Source organism: Asticcacaulis excentricus, from assembly GCF_003966695.1.
GTDB classification, from domain to species: Bacteria; Pseudomonadota; Alphaproteobacteria; order Caulobacterales; family Caulobacteraceae; genus Asticcacaulis; species Asticcacaulis excentricus_A.
This window is the reverse complement of the sequence record NZ_AP018827.1, coordinates 822,337-838,506: the sequence shown is the minus strand read 5'-3', so window position 1 is coordinate 838,506 and position 16,170 is coordinate 822,337. Positions and strand designations below refer to the sequence as shown.

Sequence of the window (16,170 nt, the reverse complement as noted above, 5' to 3'; positions counted from 1 at the left end):
AGCGGGGGGAATAGTGAAACATATTTTGGGAATTCTTGCGCTGTCGTTTAGCGCGCTGTTGAGCACCGGTGTGCAGGCGCAAACGCCGCTGACGCCGGACGAGGTCAAGACCTATAGCGACCGCATCGACCGCTACTATACCGAAAGCCCGTCGCGCACCAAACAGGCCGAGATAAGTGCCGGCTTCAAAGCGGGGGACACGGGCCCCTATTGCCGGATAAATGGAGAAGATATCGCCTGGTACCGTCAGGCGAAGGCGGAGGCGTTCGCGGCCCTGACGGCGCTTAGAGCTCAAGGTAAGTCGACGGACCTGATCCATCACGCCTATCTGAGCCTGAGTTGGACCGCCGACGGCCGCGTGATCACCGATGCGGATGCCTGCGCAAAAAAGCGCGTCGACGAAGGTCCCGACGGGCTGGGCGGTTCGCGTGCCGAACTCAAGGTTCTGACTGAGGCGCTGAGCGCGGCGCGCGCCGATTACACGGCATCTCTGGCGCGCGGCGACGATCTGAACGCCTGCGCCGATATCCGCCGCGCCGAGCGGATGAATGCGGCGCGGCTGGAAGAATACAAGCTTCTGGAGCAAGTCTATAGCCTGACCCTGCCGGCGTCGTGGGCGCCGTTCAAAGACGGATACGCCGACGCCAAGGCCGAAGCGGTCGAACTCGCGCGCCTAAGCGGCGAGACCTGTGCCAAAGTCAATGCGCCCGAACCGCCGCCCTTACCCCCAATTCCGCAGACGCCGGCCCAGATCGCGGCGGACGCCTATACCGGACGCATGCTCAAGGCCAGCTCGGCCATGATGGCGTTCACCCTAGGGGACGCGGCGAGTATGTGCGAGGCCGCCCAAAATAGCGTCCGTCTGATAGAAGAGGCTGACGCCGGTCTCAAGGCCGATATCGCTCGCCTCGAAGCGGAAGGTCAGGACGTGGCGTCGCTGCGTTCTCTGATGACCTCATCGGCCGAGATGCGGGAAAAGACGACGGAAACCCGGACAAAAGCCTGCAAGACCTCGACCAACGACGCGCGCACCACCGCCCTGATGGCCGAAGGTGAGCAACTGATGCAGGATTACGAAAACGCGATCGCCGACTTGCAGAGCACCATGAAGGCGAACGATCGTGTGGCCGCGTGTGCCGCCAGTCAGCGCGCTCTGAAAAGCCTGACGCGTCTCGATACGGTCATGCGCGAAGCGATGGTGCTGGATGCCGAAAATCTGAGCGCGGCGGATAAGGCCGGACTGGACGGCAGCCTGAAACAACTCGGCACCATGATCGCCCAGACGCGCGAGATGTCGTCAGACCTGTGCACGGTCAACCGACCTGTTAAAAAGCCCAAGGCGAAATAGGAGCCGAGGGGTAAAACGTATAGGGACGGATAAAACACGCAACTGGACAAAACCTTGCCGCAGTTTTATGTCGGTTACGCTAGTATCGTGAATTTGAAGTTCGCTTCAGTCTGATATCGACAGCCGTGCGAACTTCAAATGCAACACGATACCAGATACAATGAGTTGCTAGTGTCCTGTTGAATCTGAAATTCGCCAGAGAGCGATATCAAGCGCATGCGAATTTCAGATTCAGGACACTAGAGACGAACAAAACCATTGCCGGTTCTGATCCGGCCTGTGAGTGCACCGCTTATGCCCCAACCCGAAACGCCGGTTCTGGACACGCTGACGGTCCCGGAAGCGATCCGCCATCTGTCCGCCGCTGAGCTGAAGACGCTGGCCGATGAGGTGCGCGCCGAAACCATTGATGTGGTGTCGAAGACGGGCGGGCATCTGGGCTCGGCGCTGGGCGTGGTCGAACTGACCGTGGCGCTGCACCATGTGTTTGAAACGCCACGCGATATTCTGATCTGGGACGTCGGGCATCAGTGCTATCCGCACAAGATTCTGACCGGACGGCGTGAGCGTATCCGCACCCTGCGTCAGGGCGGCGGCCTCAGCGGCTTCACGAAGCGCTCGGAAAGCCCCTATGATCCGTTCGGTGCCGCGCACGCAGCGACCTCGATTTCGGCGGCGCTGGGTTTTTGCGCGGCGCGAGACCATAAGGGTGAGACGAACAAGGTCGTGGCGGTCATCGGCGACGGCTCGATGTCGGCCGGCATGGCCTATGAGGCGATGAACAATGCCGCCGAAACGACCAAAAATCTGACGGTTATCCTCAACGATAACGACATGTCGATCGCGCCACCGGTGGGCGGCATGAGCGCCTATCTGGCCAATCTGGTCTCCGGCGGCGCCTATCAGGCGGTGCGCCGCTTCGGCAAGAGCGTGGCCGAACGCCTGCCGCGTCCGCTGTTTGAGATGGTGCGCAAGGGCGAGGAGTTTTCGCGCACCTACGTGACCGGCGGCACCTTCTTTGAGGAACTGGGCTTCTACTATGTCGGTCCCATCGACGGGCACGATATGGACAACCTTTTGTCGGTCTTAAAGCGTGTGCGCGACATTACCGACCGCCCGGTGCTGGTGCATGTGGTGACGCAAAAGGGCAAGGGCTATGCCCCCGCCGAGGCTGCCTCTGACAAATATCACGGTGTGGCGAAGTTCGACGTCATTACGGGCGAACAGGCCAAGCCCAAGGCCAATGCCCCCAGCTATACCGAAGTCTTTGCCGCCGAGCTGATCAAGCAGGCGCAGATCGACCCGAAGGTGGTGGCCATCACCGCCGCCATGCCGTCGGGCACGGGGCTTGACCGTTTTGCCGAGGTGTTTCCCACGCGCTGCTACGATGTGGGCATTGCCGAACAGCACGCCGTGACCTTTGCCGCCGGTCTGGCGGCAGACGGCATGAAGCCGTTTTGTGCGCTCTATTCAACCTTCCTGCAACGCGGCTATGATCAGGTGGCGCACGATGTGGCGCTTCAGGACCTGCCCGTGCGCTTTGCCATTGACCGCGCCGGCTTGGTCGGGGCCGACGGGGCGACCCACGCCGGGACGTTCGATATCGGCTATCTGGGGACGCTGCCCGGTATGATGATCATGGCCGCTTCGGATGAGGCGGAACTGGCGCGCATGATCGCCACGGCCACCGCCTATGATGATGGCCCTTCGGCGTTCAGATATCCGCGCGGTGAAGGCGTCGGCGTTGAAATCCCGGCCGTGCCGGAAACCCTGGCTATCGGGCGCGGGCGCATCGTGCGCGAAGGCTCAAAGGTCGCTATCCTGTCGCTGGGGGCGCGCCTGCCGGAGGCTTTGAAGGCCGCCGATCTTTTGGGGGCACGCGGGCTTTCGACCACGGTGGCCGATGCGCGCTTTGCCAAGCCGCTGGATAAGGACCTGATCCTCCAACTGGCGCGGCACCATGAGTGCCTGATTACGGTCGAAGAAGGCGCTATGGGCGGCTTCGGGGCGTTCGTGCTGCACTATCTGGCGGCCGAAGGCGCGCTGGATAACGGCCTGAAAATCCGCACCCTGACCCTGCCGGACCGCTTCCAGGACCACGACAAGCCGGAGAAGATGTACGCCGATGCGGGCCTTGACGCGCAGGGCATTGCGGCTTCGGCCATGAAGGCGCTGGGGTTCAGCGAGGCCGATATCGCTAGGGCGGCGGTGCAGTAGAGGGCTTGTGGTGGTAATCTCCAATTATCCACCAACGAACTTTCAGTTCATAAGGCGCAATCGTAAACCACTAGCTGTGGGTGACGTCTTTGCCCTACAGTTACCAGGCGGCAAATATTTGCATGGTTGCATCATTATCTGCGGTGCGAAGACTGGCCCGATGCCGGGCGCCAACCTACTTTATATTTATAAAGATCAATCAGACGACATTGAACCGAAGTTTGAAAATCTGCGCCCTCATAATCTACTGATCCCGCCCGTTTGGACCAACAGAATGGCTTGGACACGCGGTTATTTTGTGCCGGTAGGGCGTATGGAGGTAACCTCATCACAGCGTCTGAGGAGCCATTGCTTCTGGAGTGTTGCACGAAAAAGGTACCTCAGCGAAACAGGCGTGAGATGTTCATGGCTCCAAAGAGTTTTGAATACAAAATTTCGCGGCAGTTGGGGGCTTACCAGTTATCTCGGTATTGACGATTGTATAAGTGAGGCCATTGGCTTGCCAAGGATTTCTGAATGACAGCAATCAGATAAAAAACGGCGTCCCGTTGGAGCGCCGTTTGTGTGGTCTACCAAACGAGTATTCTTATTCCACAGACGTTTCAACAACCGCTTCCAGTGGGAGGCGGAGCGAAAGCGTGGCGCTGCGATCGGAACCGGTAAAGCGTTTCCAGGGTGAACCGCTGACCGACGACCATACGTATCGCGAGCACTCAGTGGGCACCGCCAGCACCACCTTGGCCACGTCCCAATTGTCATAGCTTTCGGTAATATTGCGACCGCCCGCCCCATTGTGCGTGATCGTCACACTGGCAACGGACGCTAAGGGGGTCCCTTTGGGCAGGGGCAGACTCACCCAGGGCAACGGCCCCGTGCTTCCGGTAACGGCAACCGCCGCAAGCCGTTTGCCCCCTCTCAACGTGATAAAGGCTTTGGTGTCGGCATTGCTGCGTCGGTCATCGGTGCCCGTGGTGATTTTCAAGACCAGAGACTTTGGAAAAACCGCGCGGGGCCGCGACTGAGGGACGGTCAGGATGTGATCGGTTTCCGCGCCCGTAAGGCGGGCCCAACCCGATGTCCCGCTAGACTCGGCAACCGTCTCTCCGGCCTTGCATACGGGCGGGGAGGATATCCGAAAGCCCTGAAGATCCCAGTTATCGTAGCCTTCGCCAAAATTGCGCGGTTCGCCGTCATGGGTCAGGATGAATTTTGATTTGGCCAGCAGGGCGGGCGCCAATGCCTGAGGTAGCCTGATTTTGAATACCTGCTCGCTGCCGTTAGGTAAGCCGACCGGCTGGGCGTCGCGCAGATTAATCCGGAAGCGGGGTTGCTCGCTGCCGTTTTCCAGAACGATTTGCCCAAACAGAAGGCCGCCGCTGCGCAGGTCGTCATTGCCTGTTTTTACGGTGAATTCCAGTTCCTGAATGACGTTTTGCGCGTGCCCGGCGACCGGCACGGACATCAGGGCCCCCATCGATAAAAATGCCCCAACACATTTTGCAAGCCTTACCATGATCAGTCTCCCATGTTTGCCTATTTCATCCGGAGCCTAACAGGCGGGAGGGTTGGGTTGGACTGCATATTCATGTGGTTTACCCCTGTAGGGGGTAAGCAGACACAACGAAAACGGGTTTCATTCCGATGGAACGAAACCCGCTCAGGGTGTGATCCTGATTGCGCTGACTTAAACCATTCTAATTACTGAGCACAATGGCCGCGATCAGGCCGGTGGCGACGGCCGCCAGCACGTAGCGGTCATCGACCTGACGCCACTCATAGCCGCGCGGCGGGGCGTAGAGGTGGCGGTGGCGGCGGTAATCTATGGCGTAGCCGCGGTCCCAGTCGCGATAGGCGACATAACCCCCGCGACGCCAGTCAGAACGCTCACGCCAGCCATAATGGCGGCCGCGGTCATAGCTGCGGTAATAGTCGTAACGCCCGCGCCGGTCGTCATAACGGTCATAGCGGTCGTAGCGGTCATAACGCTCGTGTCGATCATGACGGTCGTGGTCACGCGGATGCGCCGCCGCGACGTCGGCCATCAGCAGGGAGCCAGCCATCATAGCCAGCAAGGACGTAGTCATTATGCGTTTCATAACGGTCTCCTGTCTTGCCCCATCCCTATGCTCACAGACTAACCCTGCCTGCCTGAACCGCGCATGAACGGATATGTGGCGAGTGTATTCAGTCGCCACGTCATTAAGATAAAGACGTGAGGAGACGTTGAGTGATGCTCGCAAAGCATCTCTGTCCTTATCTCATTTTTGTTTTTTGTGAATTGCCATCGATTGCACGCCCTGGCCCCGGTTTACAGACGTAAAAGCTTCGCTAACCTAAGCTTTTAAAGTAAAAGGACGCGCAGGGTGACCGAGCCGCAATCGCAAGACGCCATACGGCGATCCAAAGGGTTTCTGGGGCTGGTCGAAAAGGCCGGCAATCTGCTGCCTGACCCGGTGATGATCTTCGTCTGGCTGATCCTTGGGCTGATGGTGCTTTCGACCATCGGCGCGCATTTCGGCTGGTCGGCCTCCATCCCCTATAGCGGCGAGGAAGCCCCGCACTGGGCGACGCTCGACAACGGTGTGGTGACCTATACGGCGACCAGTCTGTTTACTGCCGAAAATATCGGGCGGCTGCTGGTTGATATGCCCAAGACCCTGACCGGTTTTGCGCCACTGGGCGTGGTGGTCGTGGTCATGTATGGGGCCGCCGTGGCCGAATGCTCAGGCCTGTTTTCGGCGCTGATCCGCTCCTCGCTGCGCAATGCCCCGCGCGCCATCCTGACCCCATGCGTGATCATCACCGGCATGGTGTCGCACCATGCGTCCGATGCGGCCTATGTGGTGTTTATCCCTCTGGCCGGGCTGATCTATGCCTCGGTCGGCAGGCACCCGCTGGTGGGGATCGCCGCGGCCTTTGCCGCTGTGTCGGGCGGCTATGCCGGCAATATCACACCGGGGCAGATCGACGTGTTGCTGTTCGGCTTCACGCAGGAGGCTGCCCGCATCATCGACCCGGCATGGACGATGAACCCGCTCGGCAACTGGTGGTTCATCCTCGCCATTGTCGGCCTGTTCACCCCGGTGGCGTGGTTTATCACCGATAAGGTGGTCGAACCGCGTCTGGGCAAATGGGGCGGTTCGCCGGACACCGAACTTCAGGCCGAACTGGCCAAGTCCGAAATCACACCCGCTGAGAAAACAGGTCTGAAACGCGCCGGGATCGTCGCGGTGCTGGTCGTCGCCGGTTTTGCGGCTCTGGCCCTGTGGCCCGGCTATACGCCCCTGATCAACGAGGAGGCCACAGGCCCGGCGCAGCTTCAGCCCTTCTATGCCGCCCTGATCGCTGGCTTCTTCCTGCTGTTTATCACCACGGCGATCGCTTTTGGGACGGCGGCCGGGACCATCACATCCGACAATGATGTGGTGAAGATGATGGGCGAGGGGATACGCTCGCTGGCGCCCTACCTGGTCTTTGCCTTCTTCGCCGCGCACTTTGTCGCCATGTTCAACTGGTCACGGCTGGGGCCGATCACCGCCATCAATGGGGCCGAAATCCTCAAGGCGTGGGATTTGCCCGCTCCGCTGCTTCTGGTCAGCGTGTTGCTGTTCTCGTCGATTCTCGACCTGTTTATCGGCTCGGCCTCGGCCAAGTGGTCGGCGCTGGCCCCCGTGGTGGTGCCGATGTTCATGCTGGTCGGTATTTCACCGGAAATGACCACGGCGGCCTACCGCATGGGCGACAGCTATACCAATATCATGACGCCGCTGATGTCCTATTTCCCGCTGATTCTGGCCTTCACACGCCGGTGGGACAAGAGCATGGGGGTAGGGTCGCTGCTGGCCCTGATGCTGCCCTATGCGCTGAGCTTCATGGTGGCGGGGATCGGTCTGACGGCAGCTTGGGTGGCGCTGGACCTGCCGCTGGGGCCGGGCGCGCAGGTGCACTACACCCCGGCGTCCTGATCCGGTGAGGTGGTCAGTTCACTCCACAGGGCCGCCATATCGCGCACGGCGGCCTCAGCGTGATCGACCACTCCGGCAAACAGCGGAAAGCCCAGAGGCATTGTGTCATAGCGGCGATAGAGGGTGTGCGTGCGGCCCTCTATCAGACGCCGCGCATAGCGTTCGGCCTGAGCCGCCAGCGGATCAAGCCCGCCAGAGACGATCAGGGTCCGGGGCTGACCATTGATCACCTCTTCGCGTAGCGGCGACAGGGCGACGTCGCTCAGGCCCGTGCCCGCGCCGGCATAGTGGCCGATCATGATATCAAGATCGGCGGCGCTGATCGGCCAGCTTCGGGCGAAGCGGCTCGCTTTCAGGTCAGGGTCTGCAAGGTCGAGCAGGGGGGTGACCAACAGTTGCGCCACGGGCAAGGGCTTGAAATCACGCCGCAGATCCAGACACAGGCGCGCCGCCATATTGCCGCCCATGCCGATGCCGCCAATGGCCGCCTTACCCGAGGTCGCGCCCAACCGACCCAGATTGGCCAGCGCCCAGTCCCAGGCCAGACGCGCGTCGTCATACCCCGCCGGAAAGCGGTGTTCGGGGGCCAGTCGGTAGGCGGGTAAAAACACCGGACAGCGCGCCTCATGCGCCAGCAGGCTGGCAAAGGCGAGGCTCAGTTCGGGGCCACCCAGCACACCGCCGCCGTCGTGGAACAGCACCAGCAGCGGGGAATTGTGGTCGATACGCTGTGGCCGGATCAGTTGGCCATTGACCAGCCCGCCATCACCGGCGGCTTCGACCTTCACCCGCACCTCAGACCCCGCGCTCATCAGGGCCGCCGCCTCCTGCCAGTCTTCGCGCGCCCCTTCGACCGAGGTGCCGGTCAGGCTGAGCGGTGTGCGCTGATCCTGACGCGCGAAAAAGGTCTTCCACAGGAAGGTGATCTGGGTGTCAAGCGTGCGCCCGTCCACGTGCACAATGCCGCCGCCGGAGAGGAATTTCAGCACGGCAAACGGCAGGCGCAACACCTGACGCAGAAGGAGGCGTCTCAGGACGGACTGACGGGGGGGCGACAAACGCATGGGTGACCTGAATAGACAGAGGTTTAGTACAGTGTTAGGTCGGATCAGTCGGAACGGCAAGGCGGTTGAATGCCGATGACCGGCCGGACGTGCCCTATCCCGAAGGTTACGACTGAGCCCGCCGGGTCGTCGCATCTGGCACAATAATACCCTGACTAAACAAGCAACTTCGGCTCAGTCGCAGTAAGTATTAATAATGAATTTTGAGATCACAATTCGGTAACGATGATTTATTGCCGCAGGGGGTGGTCTATATGGGATTTTTATTTGACCGCTCTCAAAAGCTGCGTCTTACTCTCTGTCGCAATTCGTGATCTGGCTGCTGACTGCTCGGAGACGGGATTTCCTGTTTTCCTGAACTCAAACTGCGCTACCGAGACCGACGATTGTGGGGAGATTTGCTCCCGAACACCTCGATACTGCTTTTGACTAAGGAGAGCACATGGCCGAAGGTACGGTTAAGTGGTTCAATGCCACCAAGGGTTTTGGTTTTATTCAACCGGCCGAAGGCGGTAACGACGTCTTTGTCCACATCACCGCTGTTCAGCGCGCGGGCCTGCAAGGGCTGGCGGACGGTCAGAAGCTCTCCTACGAGCTTCAGACCGAGCGCGGCAAGACCGCCGCTGTCAATCTGCAACTGCTGTAATTCCCTTATCTTCAAGGGTTTTTAAAGAGGCCGTCCCGTTCGCGGGGCGGCTTTTTCACGCCTTCGGTGTCGCGGCGATCAGGGCCTTGATCGCTTCGGCGTCCATGCCTTCGTGCCGGTAGTCACGCAGGCTTTTTGATCCCTTGCGTTTGGCAAGTCGCCTTCCCTGATCGTCGAGCAGTAAGGCGTGATGGCGATACACCGGCGTCGGCAAACCCAGCAAACCTTGCAGCAGAACCTGCGTGTGGGTGGCGGCAAACAGGTCGTGGCCGCGGTGGATGTGGGTAACACCTTGCCGCGCATCGTCAATCACCACCGCCAGATGGTAGGCGACGCCGATGTCTTTGCGCCCCAGCACCACATCGCCATTGACCTCAGGCCGCGCCCTCTGCGGGCCGGTTTCACCGTTGGGACCCTGACCCGTTTCGACAAAACCCAGCCGGTCCCACTTTGCGCCCAGCGCTTCGCGCGCCGCCGCCAAGGACAGACGCCATGAGGGTTCGCGCTCAGCCGGTCCATTCTCCGCTACAGCATCCCCTTCCTGGGGGGCGCCCTGCGCCGCCTGCGCCAGTTCCTTGCGCGTCTTGTAACAGGCATAGACCAGCCCGCGCGCCCGCAAACTCTCCAGTGCCGCCTCATAGTCGGCCAGATGATCGGATTGCCGCAATACCGGCTCAGGCCACGCCAGCCCCAGCCCGCGCAGGTCTTCATAAATCCCTGTCTCGTATTCCAGGCGGCAGCGCGTGCGATCTATGTCTTCGATCCGCAACAGGCAGTCACCGTCCGCCTGACGCGCCGCCTCAAACGCCGTCAGGGCCGCATAGGCATGGCCCAGATGCAGGTAGCCGGTCGGCGAGGGGGCAAAACGAGTGCGGTAGGTCATAAGTCCTTCCTATAAACGCTGTCATGCAAAGTTCACTGTTTTCTTTTTGCGGAATCGGGTTCTTACTGAGCTTGTGGATAAGCTTCTCAGCAAGAAGGAGTTCGGTCTTCCGGTACGATTATCCCGTTGCATCCCCGATCGCATGGAGGCGTCCATGCAGGTCCTGAAAAATCCGCCCTCTGACTGGCGGGCCCTGGTCCTGAATGCCGATTTCAGGCCGCTCTCCTATTATCCGCTTTCGACCCGCCCGTGGCAGGATGTCGTCAAGGCGGTGTTCGAAGGTCGCGTCGATGTGGTTTCGACCTATGATGTCGAAATCCGCTCGCCCTCGATGACCATGCGTTTGCCCAGCGTCATCAGCCTCAAGACCTATATCGACCAGAACCGGCCGCCGGCCTTCACGCGCTATAATGTCTTCCTGCGCGATCAGTTCAGTTGTCAGTATTGCGGCTGCCGCCACGACCTCACCTTTGACCATGTGCTGCCCGTTTCGCAGGGCGGTAAGTCCACCTGGACCAATATCATCACCGCCTGCGCCCCCTGCAACTTGCGTAAAGGGGGAAAAACTCCCCAACAGGCACAGATGGCACTGGCCAAAAGTCCACACCGCCCGACAATGTATCAGCTTCAGGAGCTGGGACGGCGTTTTCCGCCTCACTATCTTCACGAAAGTTGGGTAGATTACCTGTATTGGGATACGCTGCTCGAACCCTGACGGGGGCTGAGGGGCGTATATGGGTATTCTTCGGGCTGATTAAGACATGTCGCAGCGCGTGCGCTTTGAGTTGGATCGCCGGAATTTCGGTGTGATACGCTTTCCCCGTGACAAGGGTCAGACCCTGGTGCCGTTGAAACCCATCGAGGCAGCGCTGGCACGAACGCTGGACGTGCAGGTTGAGGCGCGGCGCGAGCGTCTGTTTGGGCCCAAAATACCGCGCTTTGCCTATATGGGTGAGGTACTGTCCTTGCGGGTGCTCGATTCCGGCGATGCGGTGCTTGACCTGTCGCACGCCGATGATGAGGCGCGCGAAACGATCATCGAACATATGCGCCTGTCTGAGGATTTCGAGAGCTTTTGAGGTTTTTTGGCCACGGATAGACACGGATGGCCGCTGGCGCGGCCTCACGGATATGCATTGCGCGTCTGAGAAGCCCGGAGCGCGGATCATCCGTGTTCGGCGGGCAAAGCCCGCCATCCGTGTCTATCCGTGGCAAAAAAATCTATCCCCGCTGAGACAGACACAATTTCAACCGCTTAAGCGCGTTTTCGAGACATCTGTCCCCGCCGCGTGAACCTCTGTCATGCTGGGCTCATGACACAGATCGCTCCCCACATCCCCGCCGCCCACACCGCCTCCTATGATCGCCTGATGCGTCTCGCCGATCAACTCCTCACCGCGCTCGAAACCGCCCCGCGCCCGACGACGGCTATAGAGATTGGCCGCACCGCCCGCGCCATCATGGCCGTCGAGCGGATGTTGCGGGGGATATACACGCCACTGCTGAAGGCGAAACCGAAGCCGGTCAATGAGGCAACTCCGACCGAAACGCCCGCTGCGTCTCGTCGCCTTCGCGCTGATCCACCGCCACCGTCGCGCTCTTACGGGCTTACAGGGGAGGAGACAGGCACCCCCGTGACGGGAGGGGCGGCGGCCACTGAGCGGACAGAAGAGGCGAAACCACAGGCAACGCCCGCGGCCTCTCCGCACGGTGAGTGGTCAAAGGCCTGGGCCGACAAACAGGCTCAAATGCGCGAACAACGCGCCGCCCGCATCGGCAAATGGCCCGACGGCACACCGTATAAGAAGTCCGGCTGATATCTCCTCCCCATCGCTGATGCGACAGGGAGGAGAGCGTTCAACCGGCTTTGAAAGGCTTTTAGGCCGCCCTCATGCGCCTCAGCGTCGTTCTGAAAAATGTATGGCCACCATCATGGTCACCAGAAGGATCGCACCAAAGCCTGCCCATCCGGCGAGGCCGTATTCCGGTTTGATCGTATGCAGATAAAGGGCGAGGCGAGCCGTGCCGAAACATAGACCTCCGGCGATGAGGTAAATTAAAGCCCCCTGCCAGCTACAGGGAAAGAGGAACACTTCGTCCGGTTCGACGGGCTTTCGGGAAAATGTACGCACCCACCAATAATTTGAGTAAACCCTGATTGGCTTGAACCATATCCGGCGCTGCATTGTCCCCTCCGGTCGCAAATCACATTAACAAAGGGCTGAATATTTGTCATTTGTTGTTTGACCTGACCTACGTTTGTTCTATACATGTTCCATGTCTTCTGCGCCCCATGACCTGTTTCAGGCGGCTGGCCTGACGCCGTCCGCTCCGACCCTGACCGCCGCCCCCGAAGGGTTCAAGCCGCTGGCTGAGCGTTTGCGGCCGCAGGCCCTGTCCGAGATCGTGGGGCAGGACCACCTGCTGGGCGAAGGCGGGTCCATTGCGCGCGCCGTCGATCGTGGGTTTTTGCCGTCGCTGATCCTGTGGGGGCCGCCGGGCGTCGGCAAGACGACCATTGCGCGGTTGCTGGCGGCCAGCGTCGGCTATGAGTTTCAGCAGATTTCGGCGGTTTTTTCCGGCGTCGCTGATCTGAAAAAGGCCTTTGAATACGCGCAGGCCCGCCGCAATCAGGGGGTGCACAGTGTCCTGTTTGTCGATGAAATTCACCGCTTTAACCGCGCCCAGCAGGACAGTTTCCTGCCCTATGTCGAAGCCGGCGTGGTCACCCTGATCGGGGCGACGACGGAAAACCCGTCATTTGAGCTGAACGGCGCGCTTTTGTCGCGCTGTCAGGTCTTTGTGCTGAAACGCCTCGATGACGAGGCGATGGATAAGCTCATCACCCGCGCCGAAACGCATCTGGGGCACGCCTTGCCGCTGATGGACGAGGCGAAGGAGACGCTGAAAGGGCTGGCCGACGGCGACGGGCGCTATCTGCTGACCCTGATCGAGTCGCTGGCCTCGATGGGGTTTGAGGCCCCGCTGAACAGCGAGGCCCTGCTGCAAAACCTGCAAAAGCGCCGCCCCAATTACGATAAGGACCGCGAAGGCCACTACAACCTGATCTCGGCCCTGCATAAGTCGGTGCGCGGTTCCGACCCCGATGCAGCGCTCTACTGGTTTGCGCGCATGCTTCAGGGGGGCGAAGACCCGCTGTACATCGTGCGACGGATGCAGCGCATGGCCTCCGAAGACATCGGCAATGCCGATCCCATGTCGCTGATCATGACCAATGCGGCGCGCGAAACCTATGAGGTGCTGGGCTCACCGGAAGGCGAACTGGCCATTGCTCAGGCGCTTGTCCACATGGCCTCGGCCCCTAAATCGAACGCCGTCTATACGGCCTTCAAGGCGGCGATGAAGGCGGCGAAGGACACCGCGACGCTCGACCCGCCCGAAGTCATCCGCAATGCGCCTACCAAATTGATGAAGCAACTGGGCTACGGCGAAGGCTATATCTACGACCCGGATGACCCCGACGGGTTTTCAGGGCAGAACTATTTTCCGGACGGCATGGCACGCCCGCGCTTCTACGACCCGAAAGGCGAGGGGCACGAGGGCAAGACGCGCCAAAGGCTTGAATACTGGGCACAATTGCGGGAAAAGAAACAGCAGCAAAGGGGGGGATAAGGATGCAAACCGATCAGACATCTGCCAAAGGCGTGACGCCTTATGATATTGCCTTCATATCTGCCCGCCTGTTGGCGATATATGTATTCAGCCGATTGCTTGAGTTTTCGGCCGCGTTTCCTCTTTTGCCGACAATGGATGCGCAGTCGAGGGGCGTGGCGCTTGTGACCATAGCCGTTTTTTTGACGTTCATTCTCGGTTTGTGGCTGATGGCGAGCTGGATTGCCCGGCAAATTACCCCGCCCCAGCAGGCGGCTTCTGAGAGCGGTGCTGGAGTCGAGGCGTGGCAGGCTGTGGTTTTTCGCCTCTTCGGTCTGTATCTTGCCTATACCGCCATGATCCGGCTGGGGCCTTGGCTGGGCATGATCGCCACCGATACATCAGGCAGCTCGATAGTTGCCCAAGGCTGGCAGATGGGTGTGAGTGCCATCCTCGGTCTGGTGTTGGTTCTCATCCCTCATAAACTGGTCAAGGCGTTACCGAACCTGCGGGGATAGTCACACTCGCCTCTCAGCTCTGTGATAATCGCTCCCCATTTCCGGCCCATTTGCCCTCCAGACTGTGTGTCAGCTTTATAAAGGAGACGCGCTATGTCACCGGAAACCCTGCAACAACTGGCCGTTCTACTGCTGTGGATCGCGCCGGCCTTTCTGCCGTTTGTCATTCACCCCACCGGACCGAACCGTTTTGGTGCGCCGCACCGCACCCAAGGCTTTGAGGCCGCGGTGCTCAGCGGTTTTGCGCGCGCCTTTGACTTCAAAGGCCGGGCGTCGCGTGGCGAATACGGGGCTTTCCTGTTGCTGTTCATGGGAAGCTATGTGGTCGCGGCCCTTGTGGATGGAGCCTTTGGGTTGGACGGGCTCTATATCGTGCCCCTTGCCTTGCTCGTCCCCTATATAGCGGTCACCACGCGCCGTCTGCACGACCTGAACCGCTCCGGCTGGTGGCAGTTGCTGGCCCTGGGGGCGGGTATCTTCGTGCTGTTTTATCTGCTGGCGCAGCCGTCAGCACAGCCGTTGCGTCAATCCCTGCGCCGTCCGGTCGGGCCGGTGCGTATGGCTGGTCATCGCTAACGAGAGGCTATAGGCTTGGCTCTCCAAAGTGAGGTGATGGATGAGCCAGGTCGTGCGGATTTTGAAGATAGGGGCGGGGATCGTCGCTGCCGTCTTTGCGGCTGTGGTGGTACTGGCCCTCTATGCGCCCTATGAGGCCGGGCAGGTATTGCGCGCCCTCAATATCGGAATCAGCGGGCAAGGACTGGCCGTCTGGGCCGCCTTTGCGCTGGGGGCGCTGATCATTCTGGTGGCCCTGTTTGGCTCGCTGAGCGGGTCCGGCTTTCGGGGCCGTCGCGGGGCGGGCAAACGACGTGAGGACTGAAAGGCCTATGGGCAAGCGCTGGGCGATATTGTAAGAGCCGCGCATGACCCCGAAAAAGCAGGACAAGCTCAACCGTAAAAAGGCCTCGCGTCAATCGCCGCAGCACAAGGCCGCTCTTGCCGAGCGCGAATCCAAAGGTTGGGCGCGTCCCGTACAGACGCCCAAAAATCCAAAGGCCATCGACCGGCCGCTGAAACTGTCCGACGAAGAGATCGTGTGGGTCAAATCCATGCTGAGCCACGAAGACGGGGTGATTATGGGCTTTAACAAGCCCTCGAACCTGTCGTCACAGGGCGGGCGTGGCAATTTTCATAATCTCGATGACATGTTGTGGGCCTTCGCGCGCTCGAATGGCAACAAGCCGCGCCTGCTACACCGGCTGGACCGCGACACGTCGGGCATTATTCTGGCGGCCAAGACGCGCACCTCGGCGGCCTTTGTCGGCAATGCGATTGCCGCGCGTGATGTGCATAAGACCTATGTCTGCATCGTCGCCAATCCGCATAATCTGAAAGACGAAGGCGTCATCGACGTGCCTCTGCGCCGCGAAGAGATCGGGCGCGAGGCCTATAGCCGCGTTTGCGCCGCCGATCATCCGGACGCGCTTACCGCCCGCACCACCTATCGTGTGCTCAGCCGCACCGACACCTCGGCGCTGGTGCAGTGTGAGCCCTTTACGGGCCGGATGCATCAGATCCGCGTGCACATGGCGCATCTGGGCTGCCCGATTGCGGGGGATGTCCGCTATGGCGGCGCGCTCAGTCTGGACGGTCTGCGCGTGCCCCGCCTGATGCTGCACGCCCGCGCCATAGAGTTTCCGCATCCCGATGGCGGTCGCCGCCACTGGGAGGCACCTCTGAGCCCGGATATTCAGGCCCTGTGTGAAGCTCTTGAGCTGGCGCACGAAAAAAGGCCGTAAGGCTTCCCGCCGTTTACGGTAAACACGTATTGGGCTTAACGGCGTGTTAGGGATGCTTTTTTCTCCGTCATTAATGTGTTTCCTATAAGATTTGTCCCGAATGTTTATCCTTTGGGGC

Annotated in this window: 18 protein-coding genes; 13 read left to right on the top strand and 5 right to left on the bottom strand. The window is 60.3% G+C overall.

Annotated features, from left to right (window positions below; translation table 11 throughout):
- Positions 1-13: 13 nt before the first annotated feature.
- From EM6_RS03835 to EM6_RS17720, 3 genes are all read left to right on the top strand, one after another.
- Positions 14-1,348 carry a hypothetical protein gene (locus EM6_RS03835; protein WP_126420401.1) on the top strand — a complete coding sequence of 445 codons (1,335 nt, stop codon included), beginning with the start codon at positions 14-16 and terminating at the stop codon, positions 1,346-1,348.
- Positions 1,349-1,642: 294 nt separating this feature from the next.
- A complete protein-coding gene (gene dxs / locus EM6_RS03830; RefSeq protein WP_126420400.1) occupies positions 1,643-3,565 on the top strand; it encodes a 1-deoxy-D-xylulose-5-phosphate synthase in 1,923 nt (640 codons plus the stop codon).
- 7 nt (positions 3,566-3,572) lie between these two features.
- Complete coding sequence (locus EM6_RS17720; RefSeq protein WP_420000734.1) at positions 3,573-4,085, top strand: Imm26 family immunity protein; 513 nt, start codon at positions 3,573-3,575, stop codon at positions 4,083-4,085.
- Between the two features lie 66 nt (positions 4,086-4,151).
- Here the strand turns inward: EM6_RS17720 and EM6_RS03820 are convergent, their stop codons facing one another.
- Entirely contained in the window at positions 4,152-5,027 is an 876-nt protein-coding gene (locus EM6_RS03820; RefSeq protein WP_126420399.1) for a hypothetical protein, read from the bottom strand.
- A gap of 232 nt (positions 5,028-5,259) precedes the next feature.
- A complete protein-coding gene (locus EM6_RS03815; protein ID WP_126420398.1) occupies positions 5,260-5,661 on the bottom strand; it encodes an RcnB family protein in 402 nt (133 codons plus the stop codon).
- Positions 5,662-5,928: 267 nt separating this feature from the next.
- Between EM6_RS03815 and EM6_RS03810 the strand changes: the two genes are divergently transcribed.
- Positions 5,929-7,530 (top strand): AbgT family transporter, encoded by a 1,602-nt coding sequence (locus tag EM6_RS03810; protein WP_126420397.1) that lies wholly within the window; start codon positions 5,929-5,931, stop codon positions 7,528-7,530.
- Here the strand turns inward: EM6_RS03810 and EM6_RS03805 are convergent.
- Positions 7,512-8,594: an alpha/beta hydrolase fold domain-containing protein gene (locus EM6_RS03805; RefSeq protein ID WP_126420396.1), complete on the bottom strand. Its 1,083-nt coding sequence runs from the start codon at positions 8,592-8,594 to the stop codon at positions 7,512-7,514. The two genes, EM6_RS03810 and EM6_RS03805, sit on opposite strands and share 19 nt — an antisense overlap.
- Before the next feature lie 442 nt (positions 8,595-9,036).
- Here EM6_RS03805 and EM6_RS03800 point away from each other — a divergent pair, with 442 nt between their 5' ends.
- Complete coding sequence (locus EM6_RS03800) at positions 9,037-9,240, top strand: cold-shock protein (protein WP_013478897.1); 204 nt, start codon at positions 9,037-9,039, stop codon at positions 9,238-9,240.
- A 55-nt stretch (positions 9,241-9,295) separates the two neighbouring features.
- Here the strand turns inward: EM6_RS03800 and gluQRS are convergent, their stop codons facing one another.
- Positions 9,296-10,123, bottom strand: coding sequence for a tRNA glutamyl-Q(34) synthetase GluQRS (gene gluQRS, locus EM6_RS03795; protein WP_126420395.1), 828 nt, complete (start codon positions 10,121-10,123; stop codon positions 9,296-9,298).
- 154 nt (positions 10,124-10,277) lie between these two features.
- On the opposite strand from gluQRS, the gene EM6_RS03790 reads away from it, so the two are divergent.
- From EM6_RS03790 to EM6_RS03780, 3 genes are all read left to right on the top strand, one after another.
- A complete protein-coding gene (locus tag EM6_RS03790; RefSeq protein ID WP_126420394.1) occupies positions 10,278-10,838 on the top strand; it encodes an HNH endonuclease in 561 nt (186 codons plus the stop codon).
- A 46-nt stretch (positions 10,839-10,884) separates the two neighbouring features.
- Positions 10,885-11,202 carry a hypothetical protein gene (locus EM6_RS03785; RefSeq protein WP_126420393.1) on the top strand — a complete coding sequence of 106 codons (318 nt, stop codon included), beginning with the start codon at positions 10,885-10,887 and terminating at the stop codon, positions 11,200-11,202.
- Positions 11,203-11,436: 234 nt separating this feature from the next.
- Entirely contained in the window at positions 11,437-11,940 is a 504-nt protein-coding gene (locus tag EM6_RS03780) for a hypothetical protein (protein ID WP_126420392.1), read from the top strand.
- An 81-nt stretch (positions 11,941-12,021) separates the two neighbouring features.
- On the opposite strand, the gene EM6_RS03775 is transcribed toward EM6_RS03780, so the two are convergent.
- Positions 12,022-12,309 (bottom strand): hypothetical protein, encoded by a 288-nt coding sequence (locus tag EM6_RS03775; RefSeq protein WP_126420391.1) that lies wholly within the window; start codon positions 12,307-12,309, stop codon positions 12,022-12,024.
- A 91-nt stretch (positions 12,310-12,400) separates the two neighbouring features.
- Here EM6_RS03775 and EM6_RS03770 point away from each other — a divergent pair, with 91 nt between their 5' ends.
- From EM6_RS03770 to EM6_RS03750, 5 genes are all read left to right on the top strand, one after another.
- A complete protein-coding gene (locus EM6_RS03770) occupies positions 12,401-13,756 on the top strand; it encodes a replication-associated recombination protein A (protein ID WP_126420390.1) in 1,356 nt (451 codons plus the stop codon).
- 2 nt (positions 13,757-13,758) lie between these two features.
- Complete coding sequence (locus EM6_RS03765; protein ID WP_126420389.1) at positions 13,759-14,253, top strand: hypothetical protein; 495 nt, start codon at positions 13,759-13,761, stop codon at positions 14,251-14,253.
- 93 nt (positions 14,254-14,346) lie between these two features.
- On the top strand, positions 14,347-14,829 hold the full coding sequence (locus EM6_RS03760) for a DUF805 domain-containing protein (RefSeq protein WP_126420388.1): 483 nt from the start codon (positions 14,347-14,349) through the stop codon (positions 14,827-14,829).
- Positions 14,830-14,869: 40 nt separating this feature from the next.
- Positions 14,870-15,133, top strand: coding sequence for a hypothetical protein (locus tag EM6_RS03755; protein WP_126420387.1), 264 nt, complete (start codon positions 14,870-14,872; stop codon positions 15,131-15,133).
- A gap of 43 nt (positions 15,134-15,176) precedes the next feature.
- A complete protein-coding gene (locus EM6_RS03750; protein ID WP_126420386.1) occupies positions 15,177-16,052 on the top strand; it encodes an RluA family pseudouridine synthase in 876 nt (291 codons plus the stop codon).
- The last annotated feature ends 118 nt before the right edge of the window (positions 16,053-16,170 follow it).